General features: G+C 61.8%; 18 protein-coding genes. 9 read left to right on the forward strand and 9 right to left on the reverse strand.

Annotated elements, in window-relative coordinates; all coding sequences use genetic code 11:
- Positions 1-28: 28 nt before the first annotated feature.
- Complete coding sequence (locus ACO08C_RS07645; protein WP_421784578.1) at positions 29-1,036, reverse strand: adenosine kinase; 1,008 nt, start codon at positions 1,034-1,036, stop codon at positions 29-31.
- Positions 1,037-1,140: 104 nt separating this feature from the next.
- Between ACO08C_RS07645 and ACO08C_RS07650 the strand changes: the two genes are divergently transcribed.
- Positions 1,141-2,043: an ATP-grasp domain-containing protein gene (locus ACO08C_RS07650; protein WP_421784580.1), complete on the forward strand. Its 903-nt coding sequence runs from the start codon at positions 1,141-1,143 to the stop codon at positions 2,041-2,043.
- Between the two features lie 51 nt (positions 2,044-2,094).
- A complete protein-coding gene (locus ACO08C_RS07655) occupies positions 2,095-2,562 on the forward strand; it encodes a DUF6438 domain-containing protein (protein ID WP_421784582.1) in 468 nt (155 codons plus the stop codon).
- On the opposite strand, the gene nth is transcribed toward ACO08C_RS07655, so the two are convergent.
- Positions 2,559-3,221 carry an endonuclease III gene (nth, locus tag ACO08C_RS07660; RefSeq protein WP_421784584.1) on the reverse strand — a complete coding sequence of 221 codons (663 nt, stop codon included), beginning with the start codon at positions 3,219-3,221 and terminating at the stop codon, positions 2,559-2,561. The two genes, ACO08C_RS07655 and nth, sit on opposite strands and share 4 nt — an antisense overlap.
- Before the next feature lie 38 nt (positions 3,222-3,259).
- Complete coding sequence (locus ACO08C_RS07665; protein WP_421784586.1) at positions 3,260-3,877, reverse strand: LysE family translocator; 618 nt, start codon at positions 3,875-3,877, stop codon at positions 3,260-3,262.
- A 70-nt stretch (positions 3,878-3,947) separates the two neighbouring features.
- Between ACO08C_RS07665 and ACO08C_RS07670 the strand changes: the two genes are divergently transcribed.
- From ACO08C_RS07670 to ACO08C_RS07685, 4 genes are read left to right on the forward strand one after another with little or no spacing between them, the layout of a single operon-like run.
- Positions 3,948-4,490: a DUF2244 domain-containing protein gene (locus ACO08C_RS07670; RefSeq protein ID WP_421784588.1), complete on the forward strand. Its 543-nt coding sequence runs from the start codon at positions 3,948-3,950 to the stop codon at positions 4,488-4,490.
- Between the two features lie 26 nt (positions 4,491-4,516).
- Entirely contained in the window at positions 4,517-5,374 is an 858-nt protein-coding gene (locus ACO08C_RS07675) for a methylated-DNA--[protein]-cysteine S-methyltransferase (RefSeq protein WP_421784590.1), read from the forward strand.
- 9 nt (positions 5,375-5,383) lie between these two features.
- Entirely contained in the window at positions 5,384-5,941 is a 558-nt protein-coding gene (locus ACO08C_RS07680; RefSeq protein ID WP_421784592.1) for a hypothetical protein, read from the forward strand.
- A 2-nt stretch (positions 5,942-5,943) separates the two neighbouring features.
- On the forward strand, positions 5,944-6,408 hold the full coding sequence (locus ACO08C_RS07685; protein ID WP_421784593.1) for a VOC family protein: 465 nt from the start codon (positions 5,944-5,946) through the stop codon (positions 6,406-6,408).
- 557 nt (positions 6,409-6,965) lie between these two features.
- Here ACO08C_RS07685 and ACO08C_RS07690 read toward each other — a convergent pair.
- Positions 6,966-7,580 (reverse strand): helix-turn-helix transcriptional regulator, encoded by a 615-nt coding sequence (locus tag ACO08C_RS07690; RefSeq protein WP_421784595.1) that lies wholly within the window; start codon positions 7,578-7,580, stop codon positions 6,966-6,968.
- A gap of 51 nt (positions 7,581-7,631) precedes the next feature.
- A complete protein-coding gene (gene dapB, locus ACO08C_RS07695; protein ID WP_421784597.1) occupies positions 7,632-8,444 on the reverse strand; it encodes a 4-hydroxy-tetrahydrodipicolinate reductase in 813 nt (270 codons plus the stop codon).
- 324 nt (positions 8,445-8,768) lie between these two features.
- Between dapB and ACO08C_RS07700 the strand changes: the two genes are divergently transcribed.
- Entirely contained in the window at positions 8,769-9,398 is a 630-nt protein-coding gene (locus ACO08C_RS07700; RefSeq protein WP_421784599.1) for a TetR/AcrR family transcriptional regulator, read from the forward strand.
- On the opposite strand, the gene dnaJ is transcribed toward ACO08C_RS07700, so the two are convergent.
- Both dnaJ and dnaK read right to left on the reverse strand, forming a co-directional pair.
- The gene (dnaJ, locus tag ACO08C_RS07705) at positions 9,399-10,571 is read right to left on the reverse strand and encodes a molecular chaperone DnaJ (RefSeq protein ID WP_421784601.1); all 1,173 of its coding nucleotides are present in this window, start codon (positions 10,569-10,571) and stop codon (positions 9,399-9,401) included.
- Positions 10,572-10,631: 60 nt separating this feature from the next.
- Positions 10,632-12,551, reverse strand: coding sequence for a molecular chaperone DnaK (gene dnaK, locus ACO08C_RS07710; protein ID WP_421784603.1), 1,920 nt, complete (start codon positions 12,549-12,551; stop codon positions 10,632-10,634).
- A 302-nt stretch (positions 12,552-12,853) separates the two neighbouring features.
- Between dnaK and ACO08C_RS07715 the strand changes: the two genes are divergently transcribed.
- Positions 12,854-13,264 (forward strand): DUF4157 domain-containing protein, encoded by a 411-nt coding sequence (locus tag ACO08C_RS07715; RefSeq protein WP_421788668.1) that lies wholly within the window; start codon positions 12,854-12,856, stop codon positions 13,262-13,264.
- A gap of 48 nt (positions 13,265-13,312) precedes the next feature.
- The gene (locus ACO08C_RS07720; RefSeq protein ID WP_421784604.1) at positions 13,313-13,936 is read left to right on the forward strand and encodes an alpha-ketoglutarate-dependent dioxygenase AlkB family protein; all 624 of its coding nucleotides are present in this window, start codon (positions 13,313-13,315) and stop codon (positions 13,934-13,936) included.
- On the opposite strand, the gene ACO08C_RS07725 is transcribed toward ACO08C_RS07720, so the two are convergent.
- Both ACO08C_RS07725 and ACO08C_RS07730 read right to left on the reverse strand, forming a co-directional pair.
- Entirely contained in the window at positions 13,933-15,141 is a 1,209-nt protein-coding gene (locus ACO08C_RS07725; protein ID WP_421784606.1) for a hypothetical protein, read from the reverse strand. The genes ACO08C_RS07720 and ACO08C_RS07725 overlap by 4 nt on opposite strands.
- Positions 15,142-15,223: 82 nt before the next feature.
- Complete coding sequence (locus ACO08C_RS07730) at positions 15,224-16,747, reverse strand: FMN-binding glutamate synthase family protein (protein ID WP_421784608.1); 1,524 nt, start codon at positions 16,745-16,747, stop codon at positions 15,224-15,226.
- Positions 16,748-16,832 lie beyond the last annotated feature (85 nt).

Here is a 16,832-nt window from a genome sequence, read left to right on the forward strand (position 1 = left end):
AGACCGGGATTAAGCCACCGGTAAGACCTCATGCGCTGTCGAGGTCGATGCCGCGTTGCTGGGAGAGGACTTTCAGATTTGTGTTCGGCCGCGCGCCGATGTGGGAGATGATTTCCGCGGCGGCGATCGCGCCGAGGCGGCCGGAGGTTTCGAGATCGCGGCCTGTCGCCAAGCCTGTCAGCATGCCAGCGGCGAACAGATCCCCCGCCCCTGTCGTGTCGACAATTTTTTCAACCGGTTCCGCTTCGATGGCGACCGAATGACCATCCTCAATCAGGACAGCGCCTTTCTCGGAGCGGGTGACGGCGGCGATGCGGGTTTCCGCTTTCACGGCGGCCAGCGCGTCGTCGAAATCGTCGGTCTCGTAGAGCGACAGCAATTCGGCTTCGTTCGCGAAGAGGATATCGATGTGATTGCGGACCAGCTGGCGGAAGGAGGCCCGGTGGCGATCAACACAGAAGCTGTCGGACAAGGTCAAGGACGTCAGGCGGTCTGCGGCCTGCGCGATCTCCGCGGCGCGCACGAAAGCCGCCTTGGCCTCGTCGCGATCGAACAGATAGCCTTCAAGGTAGGTGATGCGGGCCGCGCCGATCTTCTCGGCGTCGATATCCTCTTCCGAGAAGAAGACCGATGCGCCGAGGAAGGTCGACATGGACCGTTGCGCGTCAGGCGTCACATTGATCAGGCATCGTGCCGTGAGTGGGCCGTCTTTTAGCGGCGCCGTGTCGTAATCGACCCCGGCGGCATTCAGATCGTGACGGAATATCTTGCCCAGCTCGTCGTCGGCGACCTTGCCGATGTAGGCGCCCCGCGCGCCCAGGGCGGCGATACCCGCCAGCGTGTTTGCTGCCGATCCGCCCGAGACCTCCTTGCCCGGCGCCATGGCACTGTACAGCGTTTCTGCGCGCGCCTCGTCGATCAGGGTCATGGCGCCCTTCTCGATCGATTGAGCCCGCAGGAAGTCATCATCGCACTGCGCAATCACATCCACGATGGCATTGCCCACACCAATGACGTCGTAACGGGCTCGACCCATTTTCAGCTCCTTTTATTGCCGATGTCCGGCAAGACGGCGGCCTAGCGCGGCCCCGGCGCAGCCGCAAGCTTGCGGACTGCGTTGCAAAGCGCTAACCGCGCCGCATGAGACGCGTCGCCTTCCTTACCGCCTCCTGTGTTGCGGGCGAGTCGCCGGATGCCCGCGAGGATGCCTGGGAGCATGCGTTAGAAATGGCCGCGCTGGCTCCGGCCTGCAAACACCGCATGATCGCCCTCGAAGAGGTGATCTGGGATGATCCGGCATTCCAGCCTTCAGAGTTCGATGCTGCTGTTGTCGGCACCTGCTGGGACTATATGCAGAAGCCGGAATTGTTCTTGTCTCAGATGGAACGGGTTTCGACGGCGACGCGCTTGTTGAATCCGCTGGCGATATTGCGCTGGAACAGCGACAAGGCCTATTTCCGCGACCTGGCAGAGGCCGGCGTTCCGACCATCCCGACAATCTGGGAAGAGCGTGCGACCGCGAAGGCCATCGCGGCGGCGTTCGATGAACTCGGCGCTGACCGGATCGTGATCAAGCCAAGGATCGGCGCCAGCGCCTGGCGGCAATGCCGGTTGCGCCAGGGGGACAGCCTGCCCGATGCGGCGCTCTTGCCGCCGGGCGATTGTCTGATCCAACCCTTTCTCAAAGCGGCCGAAAGCGAGGGCGAACTCACGCTCCTTTTCTTCGATCGCGTTTTTTCTCACGGATTGATCAAAAAGCCGAAGGCCGGCGATTACCGCACACAATCGCTTTATGGCGCGACCGAGGCACCGGTGGACCCGCCCTCCGACGCCCTGGCGGTTGCGCGTGCCGCATTGCAGGCGGTGGACGGCGCCCTGCTCTATGCGCGGGTTGATCTGATGCGGGGCGATGATGGCGGGTGGAAGATCATGGAGCTCGAACTGATCGAGCCTTATCTTTATCCCGAGCAAGGCCCGTATACCGGCGCCCATTTTGCGGCTGCGCTCGACCGGTTGTTATCCAAGCACGATCTAGTGTCATGACACCATCGGCGTTTTGCGGCAGGGTGCCGCTTAGCCCGCCGGGAGACTTTCATGCGCGCTTTCCTGCTGAGTACATCGCTGTTCGCGCTCGCAGCCTGTGCGACCGAGCATAATTCCATTGAAGCGATTCAGGTGTCAGAGAGTGCCTGTTTTGGATCTTGCCCCATTTACGAGCTTACTGTCACGCCGGACGATCAATACGAGCTCAATGGCCGCCGGTTTACGCGGATCAACGGGTTTTCGGAAGGTGAGCTAACGCCCGGGAGTTATGCGCTGATGCAGGATCTTCTGGAGAACGCGAATTTCTTCTCACTGCCCGAAAACTACACATTCGCCAATCCAGACGTTTGTCCCGGCCCGCAGCTCTCCGACATGCCGTCGATCACGATCAGCTATACGACGCAGCGGCGGATGCACACCGTGACGTGGTATCAGGGGTGCAGCGCGCCTGTGATGCGGGATTTGCGTGACGGATTGCGCGATGCGTTTGGCTATGAAGAGATTGTGCGCCCGGGCTAGGCAGGCGTTTTTTCCTCAAACCGGCAGAGATCGGCGACCGCGCAGTTCGGGCAATCCGGCTTGCGCGCCTTGCAGGTATAGCGGCCGTGCAGGATCAGCCAGTGATGCGCGCCTTTCAGATATTGCCGCGGGGTGATGGCCTCGAGCTTTTGTTCGACCTCAAGCGGATTCTTGCCGGGCGCAAGGCCTGTCCGGTTCGATACGCGGAAGATGTGCGTATCGACAGCGATGGTCGGCTCTCCAAACGACTCGTTCATAACGACATTGGCGGTCTTGCGCCCAACGCCAGGGAGTTTCTCCAGATCCTCGCGGTTGCGGGGCACCTCCCCGCCGAAGTCCTCAAGGATCATCTTTGACAGCGCGTAGACATTCTTGGCTTTGTTGCGGAACAAGCCGATCGTCTTGATATGTTCGCGGATACCGTCTTCGCCGAGCGCGATCATCTTTTCCGGCGTGTCGGCGATCGCAAACAAAGCCTTCGTGGCCTTGTTGACTCCGACATCCGTTGCCTGTGCCGAGAGCGCGACGGCGACCACGAGCGTGTAGGGATTCACATAGTCGAGCTCGGTCGCCGGTTCCGGCCGCACTTCGGCCAATCGCGCGTAAAAATCGGTCGCTTCTTCGACGGTGAACGGGCGGAGTTTGGGCTTTCGCGGCATGGACGTGACCTAACCTGCCCTGCCGCGCCCGCCAAGGCTTATCGCGCTGCGGACAGGAAGAGCCAGACCGCGATGCCGACCAGCGCCACCGACAGGACGCGCCGGATCATCCGGTTTTGCGCTTCGTCGTCGATGAACGTCCGCAAGCTCCCTGCGAGCAGAACAAGCAAGGCGTGAATGGTCGTGGCGATGGCAACCGAAGACAGGGCGAGCAGCAAGGCCTGCGGCTGTGCGGGGAGGCTGGGCGAGATAAATTGCGGCATGACCGTGATGTAAAAAACCGCCGCTTTGGGATTCAGGGCATTGATAACGAAACCGCGGGCCGCATGAGCTGTATGCCGCGCGGTGCGGAGGGCTGTGGACGACTCGCCGGCGGCTCGCCAGCCTTCCCATGCGAGATAGAGCATGAACAGCGCGCCAGCCCACCGCAAAGCCTCATAGGCGAGGTCGGAACTGGCGATGACCGCCGCCAGGCCTATGGCTGAAAGGCCGGCGAGAAATGCAAGCCCCAGTCCGATGCCCACTGTCGCGGCAAGCCCGGCTTTGCGGCCTTCCGAGATGCTCAGGGTTACGAGCCACGCCATGTTGGGGCCGGGCGTCAGCTCAATCAGCAGTGCTGCGAACGCAAAACCGAAAAACAGTGCGGGATCTATCATGTCTCGCGCTTAGCCGGAATGTGCGCATGCGTCACGCGACATCGGGCAGGTAGCGTCTATATTGCAAAGCGTGAGCGCACCAATTGAAACCCTGCCGCCCGTTGCGGCTTTGCCGGACGACGTTGACGGAACGCTATTCATGGATGCCATTCTGGCACCTCATCGCTCATTGCCGAATCCCGGTTTCGTAATTCTGATGGCGGTTTTGTGCGGTGTGAGCTTCGTGGCGGGCATTGTGTACTGGCGAATGGGGGCCTGGCCGGTGCCTTTCTTTTTCGGTCTTGACGTTCTTCTGGTCTGGCTGGCTTTCAAGATCAGCTACCGGGACGGACGCCGCCGGGAAATCATTCGCATCGCGCGCGATCGTATCCTGGTCCACCGGCTGCATCCGAATGGAGCGGTCCGGCATTTCGTGCTGCCCACAGGCTGGACACGGGTGATTGTGCACAAGCCCGGCCTGCATGATGCGGCCGTCGAGCTTGCGTTTGCCGGCCGGCGTTTGCTCGTCGGGTCGTTTCTGAGCCCTTCAGAACGGCCGGACCTTGGCAAGGCCATTGAGAAGGCGATCATCCGGGCGCGCGCGATTCCGGCGCAAGAAACGGGTGGCGATTAGATCCGGCGGAGTTCATCCTCAATTGCATGACACGCTTTTCCGAGCCGATTTCCTACGACCTTCATGCCGCGCAGCGCGACTATGAACGGGTGAGCGAAGCGCTGAGTTTTCTCGGTGAACACTGGCAAGACCATCCCGATCTCGACGCGGCAGCGCGTTCGGCCGGTCTGTCGCCGCATCATTTTCAGCGCATATTTTCCCGCTGGGTCGGCATGAGCCCGAAGAAGTATATTGGCGCACTTGCGCACGATGCGGCACGCGAAGCGCTGGATGGGGGTGCGAGCGTTCTCGATGCCAGCTTCGAGGCCGGACTGTCCGGCCCCAGCCGTCTGCACGACCTGTTCATCGCGCACGAACAGGTGACGCCTGGCCAGGCACGCGCGAAGGGCCAAGGTCTCGATTTTGTCTGGGGTGCCACGCCGACGCCTTTTGGAACCGGCGTGTTTCTGGTTGCGCCACGGGGCCTGTCGGCGCTGGCATTTGCCGAGCCTGATATCGAAACGGCCTTCGAGGATTTGCGGTCGCGTTTTCCGGCGGCGCGATTCGATCGCGATGATGCTGTCGCCAATGACTGGGCGCAGCGGATTTTCACCGCTTATGGTCAGCCTATACCCTTGGCCCTGTACGGAACGCCTTGGCAGCGTCAGGTCTGGCGCGCCCTGCTATCCATACCGCCGGGCCGGACGGTCAGCTATCGCGATATCGCCGCACAGGTCTGCCTGCCGAAGGCGGCGCGCGCCGTCGGTGCCGCGGTCGGAGCCAATCCGGTCAGCTGGCTCATCCCGTGCCATCGCGTGCTGGCTGCCGACGGACGCCTCACCGGGTATCACTGGGGTGTCAGCCGGAAGCGCGCCATGCTGGCCTATGAGGCCGTCAGCGCCTAGATTTGGCGCATGATCAATCCGTTTGTTATCGCTGCGGTCGTCGCGGTGCTTGCCGTGATCGCCCTGCTGCTCCGCTGGATCATCGCGGTGCGAAGCCTGTCGGCCGATGCCCGCGCCGAATATGTCGGCCGGCAGGCCGACCGGGCGCACACGATCAGCGGCGTGGATGCGGCGACATTTGTGCGCATTTATGTCGATGCCTATGCGCCGCGCTGGACACTCTATGCATCGTTGGCACTGCTCGGGGCGATTGTCATCACCCCGCCGGCGCTGCTCGGCCTTGTCGCCTTCTGGAACTGGCTAACGGCGGTGCTCGCGGCCAGCGATCTGTTCGCGCCGGGCTATTACCCTTGGATGTTCTATATCTTTTTCGGTCTCGTCGGCGCCTGGGCGCTGTGCGGCTTTCTCGCCGCCCGGTTCCATCATCAGCGTGCGCCGGAGGCCTTTCAGGCAGCATTGATGAGGGCGCGCGGTGAGCCGCTGGACGATGTGGTGATCAAGCGTCAGCGGCCGAAATGGGCGCGCCGGGCCAGCGTTATTGCTGCCAGCAAGGAAAACAGGACTTAGAGATGGAATATCTGCACACCATGATCCGGGTATCGGATGTCGACGAGACGTTGCGGTTCTTTTGCGACGGGCTGGGGATGAAGGAAATCCGCCGGGTCGATAGCGAGCCGGGACGGTTCACGCTGATTTTTCTGGCCAGTCCCGACGATCTTAAGCGGGGTGGTTACACTGGCGATGAAAGCCCCATTCCGGCCGGACTACCAACAATCGAGCTCACGTATAACTGGGATCCCGAGGCGTATTCCGGCGGCCGGAATTTCGGCCATCTGGCCTATCGCGTGCAGGACATCTACGCAGTGTGCTCGCGGATGGCCGGCCTCGGTTACACGGTGCACCGCCCACCCCGTGATGGCCGCATGGCGTTCCTGAAATCTCCGGACGGAATTTCCATCGAACTTTTGCAGGCCGGCGAGGCACGGGAGCCGCAGGAACCGTGGGCGTCGATGGAGAATTCGGGCAGCTGGTAAAGTGGTGGCTTAGCCGAACCAACGGCTAAGCCACGCTATCGCAGAAACTACGCGTACTGTATGAGTTTCCAAGTAACCGCTTTGCCTCCGTAAGGCGGCATGCGGTTGCCCTTGGCAATCGGGGCGGTTGTCGTTGGGGTGGTCGTTACCTTCCACACTCCACTTTCCGGGCAGCTCTCACCAGTGCGTGCAGTCGTTCCAATAGGTTTTTTCATCTTGATTTCTTCCTACGGCCAACTGTTGACAAAACGTTCGGGCGCAGTGAAAGAAGAAACCGTTCGTAGCGTCTTCTGACGTGACCGACACGATTCGGTGGCCGTGAGCCGCTCGTTTCGATCAAGGGGGCGGTGTGGACTAGACATCGCCCCCTCCCTAATTTCTGGATGCCATAAAATCAGGATCGATCAAGCGGTTTTTTGGCACTCAAAACCTGCGAGTGTCAAGCGTCTGAAAATAATCTGATTCCGTGATGTCAAGAACATTATTGAGGCGCTATGCTTTCCGCAATTGATAGCGAATCAGCTGAATAATCTAATAAATCGAATCATTTAGCCGAATCAGGCGCGTAGCTTGATCCGGCGGATGCGTTCGGCCCGCAGATGAACCAGATTGTCATCTACTGACAGTGTAAGCACGCGCATCTCGCCGATCGGCGTCATCGATACGGCGAGCCCCTCGACTTCCTGATCGGCCTCATCGAGATCGACATAGACGATGCGGACTTTGAACCGATTGGCGATAGCGCGCTCGAAGGCCGCCAAAACCGGCGCAGCGGGCCGCAGCTTGTCAGTAAGTGACAGCAGCGGATGGGATTCAAGCCGCCGGACGCGCTGATCTCCTAGCATTTTCGCCAGCGCGTCCTGGGCGTGTACGGCGTCACCGGCCGCTTCTTCATCGGCTGTCAGCGCGATCAGGCGGGCACCGCGCCACAGGATCTGCGCCTGCCGCCAGGTTAGCGAGATCGGCGGTGGCCCGTCATCCGGTGCCAGCCAGTATCCGAGACCGGCCTCGCCCTCGATCGGCACGCCGGAATCGATAAGCTTGGCCATGTCACGATAGATCGTGCGCTCGGACACGCTGAAACGGTCGGCGATCTGCTGCGCGGTCAGGGAGCCCGGCGCGGCGGCTTTCAGCGTCCTGACGATGTCGACGAGGCGGCGGGCACGGCTCATGTCAATTCCTGACTGACTTGCCGTTGTTATGCCCCGGACCGTGATTTGCGGTCAATCGCTGCCGATGACATCCCGCATGCTGTAGAGGCCCGCGGATTGATCATGAAGCCAGTGCGCGGCGGTCAGAGCGCCGACGGCAAACACGCGGCGGTCGAGGGCGCGGTGGCGGATCGTGATCTCTTCATGGTTGGATAGAAAGCTGACATCGTGATCGCCGATCACGGCGCCGCCGCGTTGCGATGCAAACCCGATGGCACCGGGCCGCCGCCGGCCATTCCCGGCCGCGCGGCCCTTCTCGGCTACCATGTCGAGCATCTGTTGACGGGCGTTGGCGATGGTCTCGCCGAGCGCCAGGGCGGTGCCGGACGGGGCATCGATCTTGAAGCGATGATGGGTTTCGGAAATCTCTGCATCCCACAATTCCGCCGGCAGCGCGGCCGCCGCGGTGGCGACCAGCATCTCGACCAGCGACACGCCAATCGAAAAATTGCGCGCAGTGAGGATGGGAATCGTCTTGGAAGCCTTCTCGATGAGATCCGATTGTTCTTCCGACAGTCCCGTTACGCCGCAGACCAGGGCCGGACCGCCGCGGTCACTTAGGCGCTGGGCTACCGCGGCAGCGGACTGAGGGGTAGACGCGTCGATAACAATGTCCGCTCCATCGAGGGCATCCTCCAGCCTCACGACACTCATGCGGTCCATCCAGGCGGCGCCCGCGAGCTCGCCGAGATCCCGCTCAACATGTTCGGAATCCGCCCTGACAACACCGCCGGCCAATGTGAAGCGTTCATCGTCAATCACTTCGCGGGCAATCGTGCTGCCGAGTCGGCCTCCGATACCGATAATTGTGACGCCCAGCGGCATTCGCCTCTCCATTTCCTTCGACCAAATCGCGACCAAACCCGGACCGGGTTGCGGACGCGATCCTTCTTATATCGGTGACAAATCTAAGAGGAGTCTGAACGCGGCCATCGGTACCGGTGGGGCAAGGCCGGACCCGGTAAGAGTCCCGCCAGGCGGAGTCCGAAAAACTGAATCAGAAATTCGGCCCAACCGTGTGGAAAGGCGATAGAATTCGCGCGCGGCGTGTCCCTCCTCTATAAGAACTGGAATTCAATTCTAATAATGGCTAGACTGCCGGTTCCTGATGAGTTTCAGCATGATGCAATAGGAATGAAGGCGAAAGCGATGTCGCTCGATACAGAGGCTGGCCGTGAACCCGGCGTCCGCCCGGCGATGCAGGCGCGCAGCCGGGCGACGCGAAAACGCATTCTGAAAGTGCTGGCGCGGGCTTTGGACGATCAGACGATCGACAAGCTGACGGTTGCCGATATCGCCAAGCAGGCCAAGTCATCGGTCGGAGCCTTCTATGGGCGATTCGAGGATAAGGCCGCGGCTTTGGATGCGCTTTACGCTGATCGCATGGAGTCACTTATCCTGTCCTTGACGGACGCTAATGATGAAGCCCGGCGGCACCGTGACGTGCACCGCTGGATCGGACAGATGGCCGGCGCCTGTCTGACGCACGCGATCACCAACCGGACGCTGCTGGTGAGGATCGCCGGGCGCACCGGCGACTTGGCCGCGCCGCCGGACTCGTTCCAGACGCATCTGGCGCAGACGATCAGCGCGCTGAGAATAAAGCCGCCCCACTTCGCGCCGGTGGCGGCGGATTTCATGTTGCGGCTGGTGCTGGGGCTGAGCCGGGATGCGGCCCTGTTTCAGCCGGAGCTGCAGGACGATGAAACGGCCCGCAAGGCGTTCGCGGCCGATGTCCAGAAAGCGGCGCTCTGGTATCTGACGGCGCCGTCAGCCTAGCTAGACGCTGGGCCGCCCGTCCTCGCTGGTGAGATCGTCCCAGAAGCGCTTGGCCTTGCCCATGAATCCGTCAGATTCCGGATTGCAATTGCCGCCGGATATTTCACAGAATTCCTGCAACAGCTCTTTTTGCCGTTCGGAGAGATTGCGCGGCGTTTCGACATAGAGCTCGACGATCATGTCGCCGCGCGGTCCACCACGCAGGCGCGGCATGCCCTTGCCTTTCAAGCGCATCCGTTTGCCGGTCTGGGACCCGGACGGAATTTTCAGCTCGGCCTTGCCGCCATCGATGACCGGGCAGCAGATTGACCCGCCAAGCGCGGCGGTCACCATGGGCACGGTCGCCCGGCAATAAAGGTTCGGTCCGTCGCGTTCGAACAAATCATCATGCCGAATCGACACGAAAATGTAGAGATCGCCGCGCGGACCGCCGCGGGCCCCGGCCTCGCCCTCACCGGCGAGGCGGATGCGCATGCCGTCCTCAACGCCGGCCGGAATGTCGACATCCAGCTTGCGGATCTTGCGGACCTGGCCGACGCCGTCACATTCACCACAGGGCGTCGTGACAGTCTTTCCCTGACCGCCGCAGCGCGGGCAGGTCTGGCGGATGCGGAACATGCCATTGCCGGCGGTGACTACGCCGGCCCCCGCACATTGCGGACAGGTTTCCAGCGAGGTGCCGGGCTCGGCGCCGTCGCCGTCACAGCGCTCGCAGGTCAGATTGGTCGGGACTTTCAGGGTTTCCGACTTGCCGCCGAAGGAGTCCTGGAGCGAGATTTCGAGATCATAGCGCAGATCGGATCCGCGCGCGGGGCCGGTCCGGCGGCCACCGCCGCGGCGACCGCCCATCCCATTGAACACATCGCCAAAGACCTGTTCGAAAATGTCCGCGAAATCCGCGGATTGGGCACCCCCGCCGAACGGACCCTGACCGCCACCCATACCGTTCTCGAAAGCGGCATGGCCCATGCGGTCATAGGCTGCGCGTTTCTCGGCATCGGACAGGACCGCATAAGCCTCGCCGACTTCCTTGAAGCGCGCTTCGGCTTCCTTGTCGTCCGGATTGCGGTCCGGATGGTATTGCATGGCGAGCTTGCGGTAGGCGCTCTTCAGCGCCTTGGCGTCGACCGACCGGTCAACGCCGAGCACTTCGTAGTAATCCCGCTTGGCCATGAAACCACCTCATCGTGACGGAGGCGCCTGGCGGCACCCCCGTCATTAAGACTGAAAGCCTTAAGCGCTTTCTTTCTTGTCGTCGTCGGATTCATCGCCATCGACTTCGGAATATTCCGCGTCGACCACGTCCTCATCCTGATCCGAGGCCGCATCATCGTTCGAGGCTTCGGCCTGCTGCGCGGCATACATAGCCTCGCCGAGCTTCATGGCGGCTTGGACCAGCGCTTGTGTCTTGGCCTGGATCTCGGCGGCATCCTCACCGTCCTTGACGGCTTTCAGCTCATCCGCGGCTGTGGTGATCGCGTTCTTTTCCTCATCACCGACCTTGTCGCCGAACTCTTCGAGCTGCTTCTCGGTCTGGTGCAGGAGCGCCTCGGCATTATTGCGGGCCTCGACCAACTCCTTGCGTTTCTTGTCAGCGTCGGCATTGGCTTCGGCATCCTTGACCATCTTCTCGATGTCATCGTCGGACAGCCCGCCGGAGGCCTGGATCCGGATCTGCTGTTCCTTGCCGGTGGCCTTGTCCTTGGCCGACACGTTGACGATGCCGTTAGCGTCGATGTCGAAGGTGACCTCGATCTGCGGCATGCCCCGCGGTGCCGGCGGAATGCCCATCAGGTCGAACTGGCCGAGCAGCTTGTTGTCGGCCGCCATCTGGCGTTCGCCCTGCGAGACCTTGATGGTCACCGCCTGCTGATTGTCCTCGGCCGTGGAGAAGGTCTGCGACTTCTTGGTCGGGATCGTCGTATTGCGCTCGATCAACGAGGTGAAGACGCCGCCCAGCGTTTCGATGCCCAGCGACAGCGGGGTGACATCAAGCAGCAGCACGTCCTTCACATCGCCTTGCAGCACGCCGGCCTGGATGGCTGCGCCCATGGCGACAACTTCGTCCGGGTTCACGCCCTTGTGCGGCTCCTTGCCGAAGAAGCCCTTCACGGCTTCCTGGACCTTGGGCATGCGTGTCATGCCGCCGACCAGCACGACATCGTCAATGTCGGAGGCCGACATGCCGGCGTCTTTCAAAGCTTTCTTGCACGGCTCGATCGTGCGCTTGACGAGATCCTCGACCAGCGCTTCCAGCTTGGCGCGCGACAGCTTCATGGTCAGGTGTTTCGGACCCGAGGCGTCAGCGGTGATGAAGGGCAGGTTCACCTCGTAAGACGAGGCCGATGACAGCTCTTTCTTGGCCTTCTCGGCTTCTTCCTTGAGGCGCTGCAGGGCCAGCTTGTCATTGCGGAGATCGATCGCGTTCTCTTTCTTGAACTCGTCGGCGAGGTAATCGACGATGCGGAGGTCGAAGTCTTCGCCGCCGAGGAAGGTGTCGCCATTGGTGGCCTTCACCTCGAACACGCCATCGCCGATCTCGAGAACCGACACGTCGAACGTGCCGCCGCCGAGGTCGTAGACCGCGATCGTCTTGTTTTCACCCTTGTCGAGGCCGTAGGCGAGCGCCGCCGCGGTCGGCTCGTTGATGATGCGCAGGACTTCCAGCCCGGCAATCTTGCCGGCGTCTTTTGTCGCCTGGCGCTGGGCGTCGTCGAAATAGGCGGGAACCGTGATGACGGCCTTCTCGACCTTGTCGCCGAGATAGGCTTCGGCGGTTTCCTTCATCTTCTGAAGGATGAAGGCGGAAATTTCGGAGGGCGAATATTTCTTGTCGCGGCCCTGAACCCAGGCGTCATTGTTGTCGGACGGGACGATCTTGTAGGGCACCATGTCGGCGTCCTTCTTGACCATCGGGTCGGACATGTTGCGGCCGATGAGGCGCTTGATCGCGAAAAAGGTCTGTTCGGGGTTGGTCACCGCCTGGCGCTTGGCCGGCTGACCGATCAGGCGTTCACCGTCTTCGGTGAAGGCCACAACCGACGGCGTGGTCCGCATGCCCTCGGCGTTCTCGATTACCTTGGCGTTGCCGCCGTCCATGACCGCGACACACGAGTTCGTGGTCCCGAGGTCAATACCAATCACCTTGCTCATGACGTCATCGTCTCCGTTTTCTTCTTGGGCGGGGTTTTCCCGAGCGGCCGGCTGGCCCGAAGCGCCAACCGGCGTGATGAAAACCCCCCATGGGTTCAGGCCCTGCCGCCTGCGTCATCTGTTACGTTTGCCGGTGACCCGGCTCGATGGCGGAGATAGGAAGGCGCGCCATAACCCGCAAGGGTTTACGGAGAATCAATTCAGGCGGTTATCGCAGGGTTTTCAGCTATAATGTCCATTCAAGGGAGGTAAGGCCGATGATTGCTTGGCATAGATCACTTGGACTGCTGACCGCCGCCGGTATGGCGTCCACCGTATGGGCTCAGGACGGCAATAGCGGAAATTCCCCTAGCGGGGGCCTGACCGACGCGCAGCGTGACAGGTTCGAGAACGCCATCAACAACGATCTAGACTCCGTCCGGGATCATTCAGGTTCGCCGGCAGAAACGATCAGCGACAGTACCAGCTCACGCGCCGTCACCCATGGCGAAGGTCTCGTTCTCGGGGATACGGCATACAGTCCCGGCAGCAATAGCGGTGGGATCATTGAATACGAGCTTGAACATGTCGTCGATCAGGCCGGCAACGAATCCCAACCACAGAGCTCCGAGGCTGGCGAGGGCGAGACGGACGATGAGCGCGTCGGCCGGCAACGGCTTGATCGCCCCATCGAGCGCCGGACCCGAAGCCGAAGTATTCCCGATTCAAGGTAAGGGACAGCGGATTCGGGGGTCGGTCGGTTTCCAAACCATAGCTTGACGATGATACAGGCCGCTTTCCCGGCAGGATTTCGGTTCCTGCCTGAGTACTTCAACCGGCAGGCGCAGCGCGCCCTGATGGACGCCGTTCTGGCTGCAAGGGAGACAGCCCCCTTCTATCGGCCTTCCATGCCGCGCACCGGCCAACCCCTCAGCGTCACAATGACGAATTTCGGTCCGCTCGGCTGGGTGACGGACAAGGAAAAGGGCTATCGCTACGAAGCGTCCCATCCGGAAACCGGGGCGCCCTGGCCGGATCCGCCGGAGTTGCTGACGACGCTCTGGCGGGATGTGGCCGATTATCCGGCACCGTTCGAAGCTTGCCTCGTCAATTATTACGACGGCCAATCGCGCATGGGCTTGCATGTCGACTGGGATGAAGAGGCGACCGATGCGGCGGTGGTCTCGGTTTCGCTGGGCGACAAGGCACGCTTCCGGATTGGCGGGCCGGCGCGCAAGGGCAAGACGCACTCACTGATCGTCTCATCGGGCGATGTGGTGGTGCTGGGAGGTGACGCACGGCGCTGCTATCACGGCGTGGACCGTATCTATCCGGGGACTTCGACGCTGGTGCCCGGCGGCGGGCGGATCAATCTGACCTTAAGACGCGTGTCCGTGCCGCGTTAGTCGTCGTTTGCGGCGAGGGAAATCGCAGCAATTGTCACAAGCAAGGCGCCGAGACTGACCGGATCGCGATCGACTGTCACCGATGTCAGCACACCATCGGAAAATGTCAGACTGGTCGCGTCGCTCGATACTGCAGTCGCAAACATGTCCGCCGACATGGCGTGACCGGGCGGCCCCATCACGATCGTGTTCAGCTGGAAGGCCGGAACGACCATCGAGATCTCGCTTCGAAGGGTTTCACCGAAGGTGTCCGGGTCCGATGGGCAAGCGCGATCAATCGCGGCTGCAGCCGCATTGGTCATTGCCGCGCCGTCCGGCGATACCGAGCTGAGGCAATGGAAGGACACGTCAAAGCGGTCCGGTGCAGCCAAGCGGAAATATGTCGACCGGTCGCTGTTCTGGCCAATGTCAACATAGAGCCGGCCCATTGCCTGGCGGACGGAGGGGGAGTCACCGTGTCCGGCTGGGCGCCTGATCACAGCAAGCCCAATGCTGCCAACATCCTGCCGATGGGTTCGGCGCAGATTGTCGCCGCACTCGCCGACCGAGACTTCACGGCCCGGCAACGGTGCCGACGCGGTGCAGGACCGGGTTACCTCCAGGATGAGACTGCCGATTTCGGCCGGCGGACAAACACTGATCGTCTCGGACGCGAGCAGGCAGGATGCCTGGCTGCTCCTCAAAGCATAGCTCGTCGAATATACGGGTGCGCCGTCCGGGCCGCCGGCTGTAGGCACCGCCGGGTCAGCCGGTTCGATGCCGGGCGCGAAGGGTTCACTAAAAAAATCGATCGTATCGCGCAGATTGCCGAGCTGTGACAGGATTTCGACGGTTTGCGGTTCGGACGATGCGTTGGCTGTGTTGAGCAGCCCATCGGCGACCGTGAGGGTGAAATTGTCCGATGTCAGCAGATTGGTCGAATAAGTGAGCTGGAACCAGTTCAGCGGATCGCTATCGGGAACGGTGTTCGCCGACGCGCCCACCGTCCAGCGCCCATCCTTGGCGTGGGCGAAATCAATCTGAAGGCGTGTAACCGGCAGGCCATAAAGCATGTAGTTTCTGCGTTCGAAGCGGGTCGAGGCATCCGTCGCGCTTCGGCAAGCCTGAAGCGATGTTCCGTTGGCGCAAAGCTGAGCCGACTGCACCATGGTGCCGCAACCGGCTGCTGCGCAGGCCAACAATATGGCCGCCAATATCCTGATCATGCCCACCTCCCCACTTGAAAACAATCTATACGGGAAAGGCTTGCAATTCAATCGTGCATAAGGCGAGCGCGATCTGGAGCGATCAGGGCTGAACCGGGAATTTCGGTTCGCCTGCCGTCCGGCCGGGCGGGATGAAGTTAAGATCGTCCATGGAGATCGAGCGTCCGTCGGCCTGGACCAAGCGCACATGCATGGGTTTGAGGCGGCGCGGTTCGGCGACACCGCAGGAATGGGCGATGATCTCGACATGCCGGCGAAGCGTGTCGGCATAGGTCGCGACCTTTTCCGCCTTGTCTTTCGGTACAAGCCCGCGCTGTAGCGACTTCTTGTGCGTGGTGACGCCGGTGGGGCAGGTATTCTTGTGGCATTTCAGCGACTGGATGCATCCCAGGGCGAACATGAAGCCGCGGCCGCACTGGACGAAATCCGCACCCGCCGCGAGTGCCCAGGCGGCGGCCGAGGGCAGCAACAGCTTGCCGGACGCGATGATGCGAATGCGGTCTTTCAAATCGTGCCGGCGCAGAATGTCGGCGACCATGGGCAGGCTTTCGCGGATCGGCAGGCCGACATTGTCCATCAGCGCCATCGGCGCGGCCCCGGTGCCGCCATCTCCGGAATCGACGGTCATGAAGTCGGGCGCGCTCTCCATGCCGCGCGCCTTGATGTCCTCGCACAGCTCCTCGATCCAGCCATAAGCACCGACGACAAATTTGATGCCCACCGGCTTGCCGGCGACCTCCCGGATATGGGCGATCATGTCGAGCAGGTCGCCATTGCTGGCGATTTCGGGATGACGGTTGGGAGAGTGCGAGGCCTGGCCTTCCGGAATGCCGCGGATCCGCGCGATCTCGCGGTTGACCTTGCGTGCCGGCAGAATGCCCCCCTTGCCGGGCTTGGCGCCCTGCGAGAGTTTGAGCTCGAACATCTTGACCTGCGGGATGGCGGCCATGTCCTTCAGCTTGTCGTCCGACAGGCGGCCCGTGTCATCGCGGACGCCATATTTGGCCGTGCCGATCTGGAAGACGATGTCGCAACCGCCCTCGAGATGCCATTCCGACAGCCCGCCCTCGCCCGTGTTCATCCAGATGCCGGCTTTTGCCGCGCCGCGCGACAGGGCTTGCACTGCCGGCTTGGACAGCGAGCCATAACTCATGGCGGAAATGTTGAAGAAGGAGGGCGCGTCATAGGGTTCGCGGGCCTGCGGGCCGATGCGCATCGGTTCGGTCGCGGCGATGTCGTCTTCGAGCACCGGATAGGGGCAGTTGACGAAGATCGCCGTGCCGACCGGGGTCAAAGGCTTGGTGGAGCCGAAACCGATCGTGCCGCCATGGCCGCGCGAGGAGCGCTCAACCCAGTCACGCTCGGCGCGGTTAAAGGGTAATTCCTCGCGGTCCAGGGCGAAGAAATACTGCCGAAAGAACTCACCCAGCGAGGTGAACAGGCTGCGGAAGCGGCCGACGACGGGATAGTTGCGGCGGACAGCATCGCGGGTTTGGCTGATGTCGCGCACATACATGAACAGCACGGCCAGGGCGGCCAGTCCGATCGCGAAAATGAAGAGCTGGGTCAGAATGCTCAGCGCTTCCATCGCCCATGTTGGCAGCATGATGTCCTCCCGGTCCTCGATCGCGCCGCGAAGCATGGCAGAGGCGCGCGGGCGAGAGAAGGAAAATACCGGTCACGGCAGCTGA

The organism is Hyphobacterium sp. (assembly GCF_965229905.1).
Taxonomy (GTDB): domain Bacteria; phylum Pseudomonadota; class Alphaproteobacteria; order Caulobacterales; family Maricaulaceae; genus Hyphobacterium.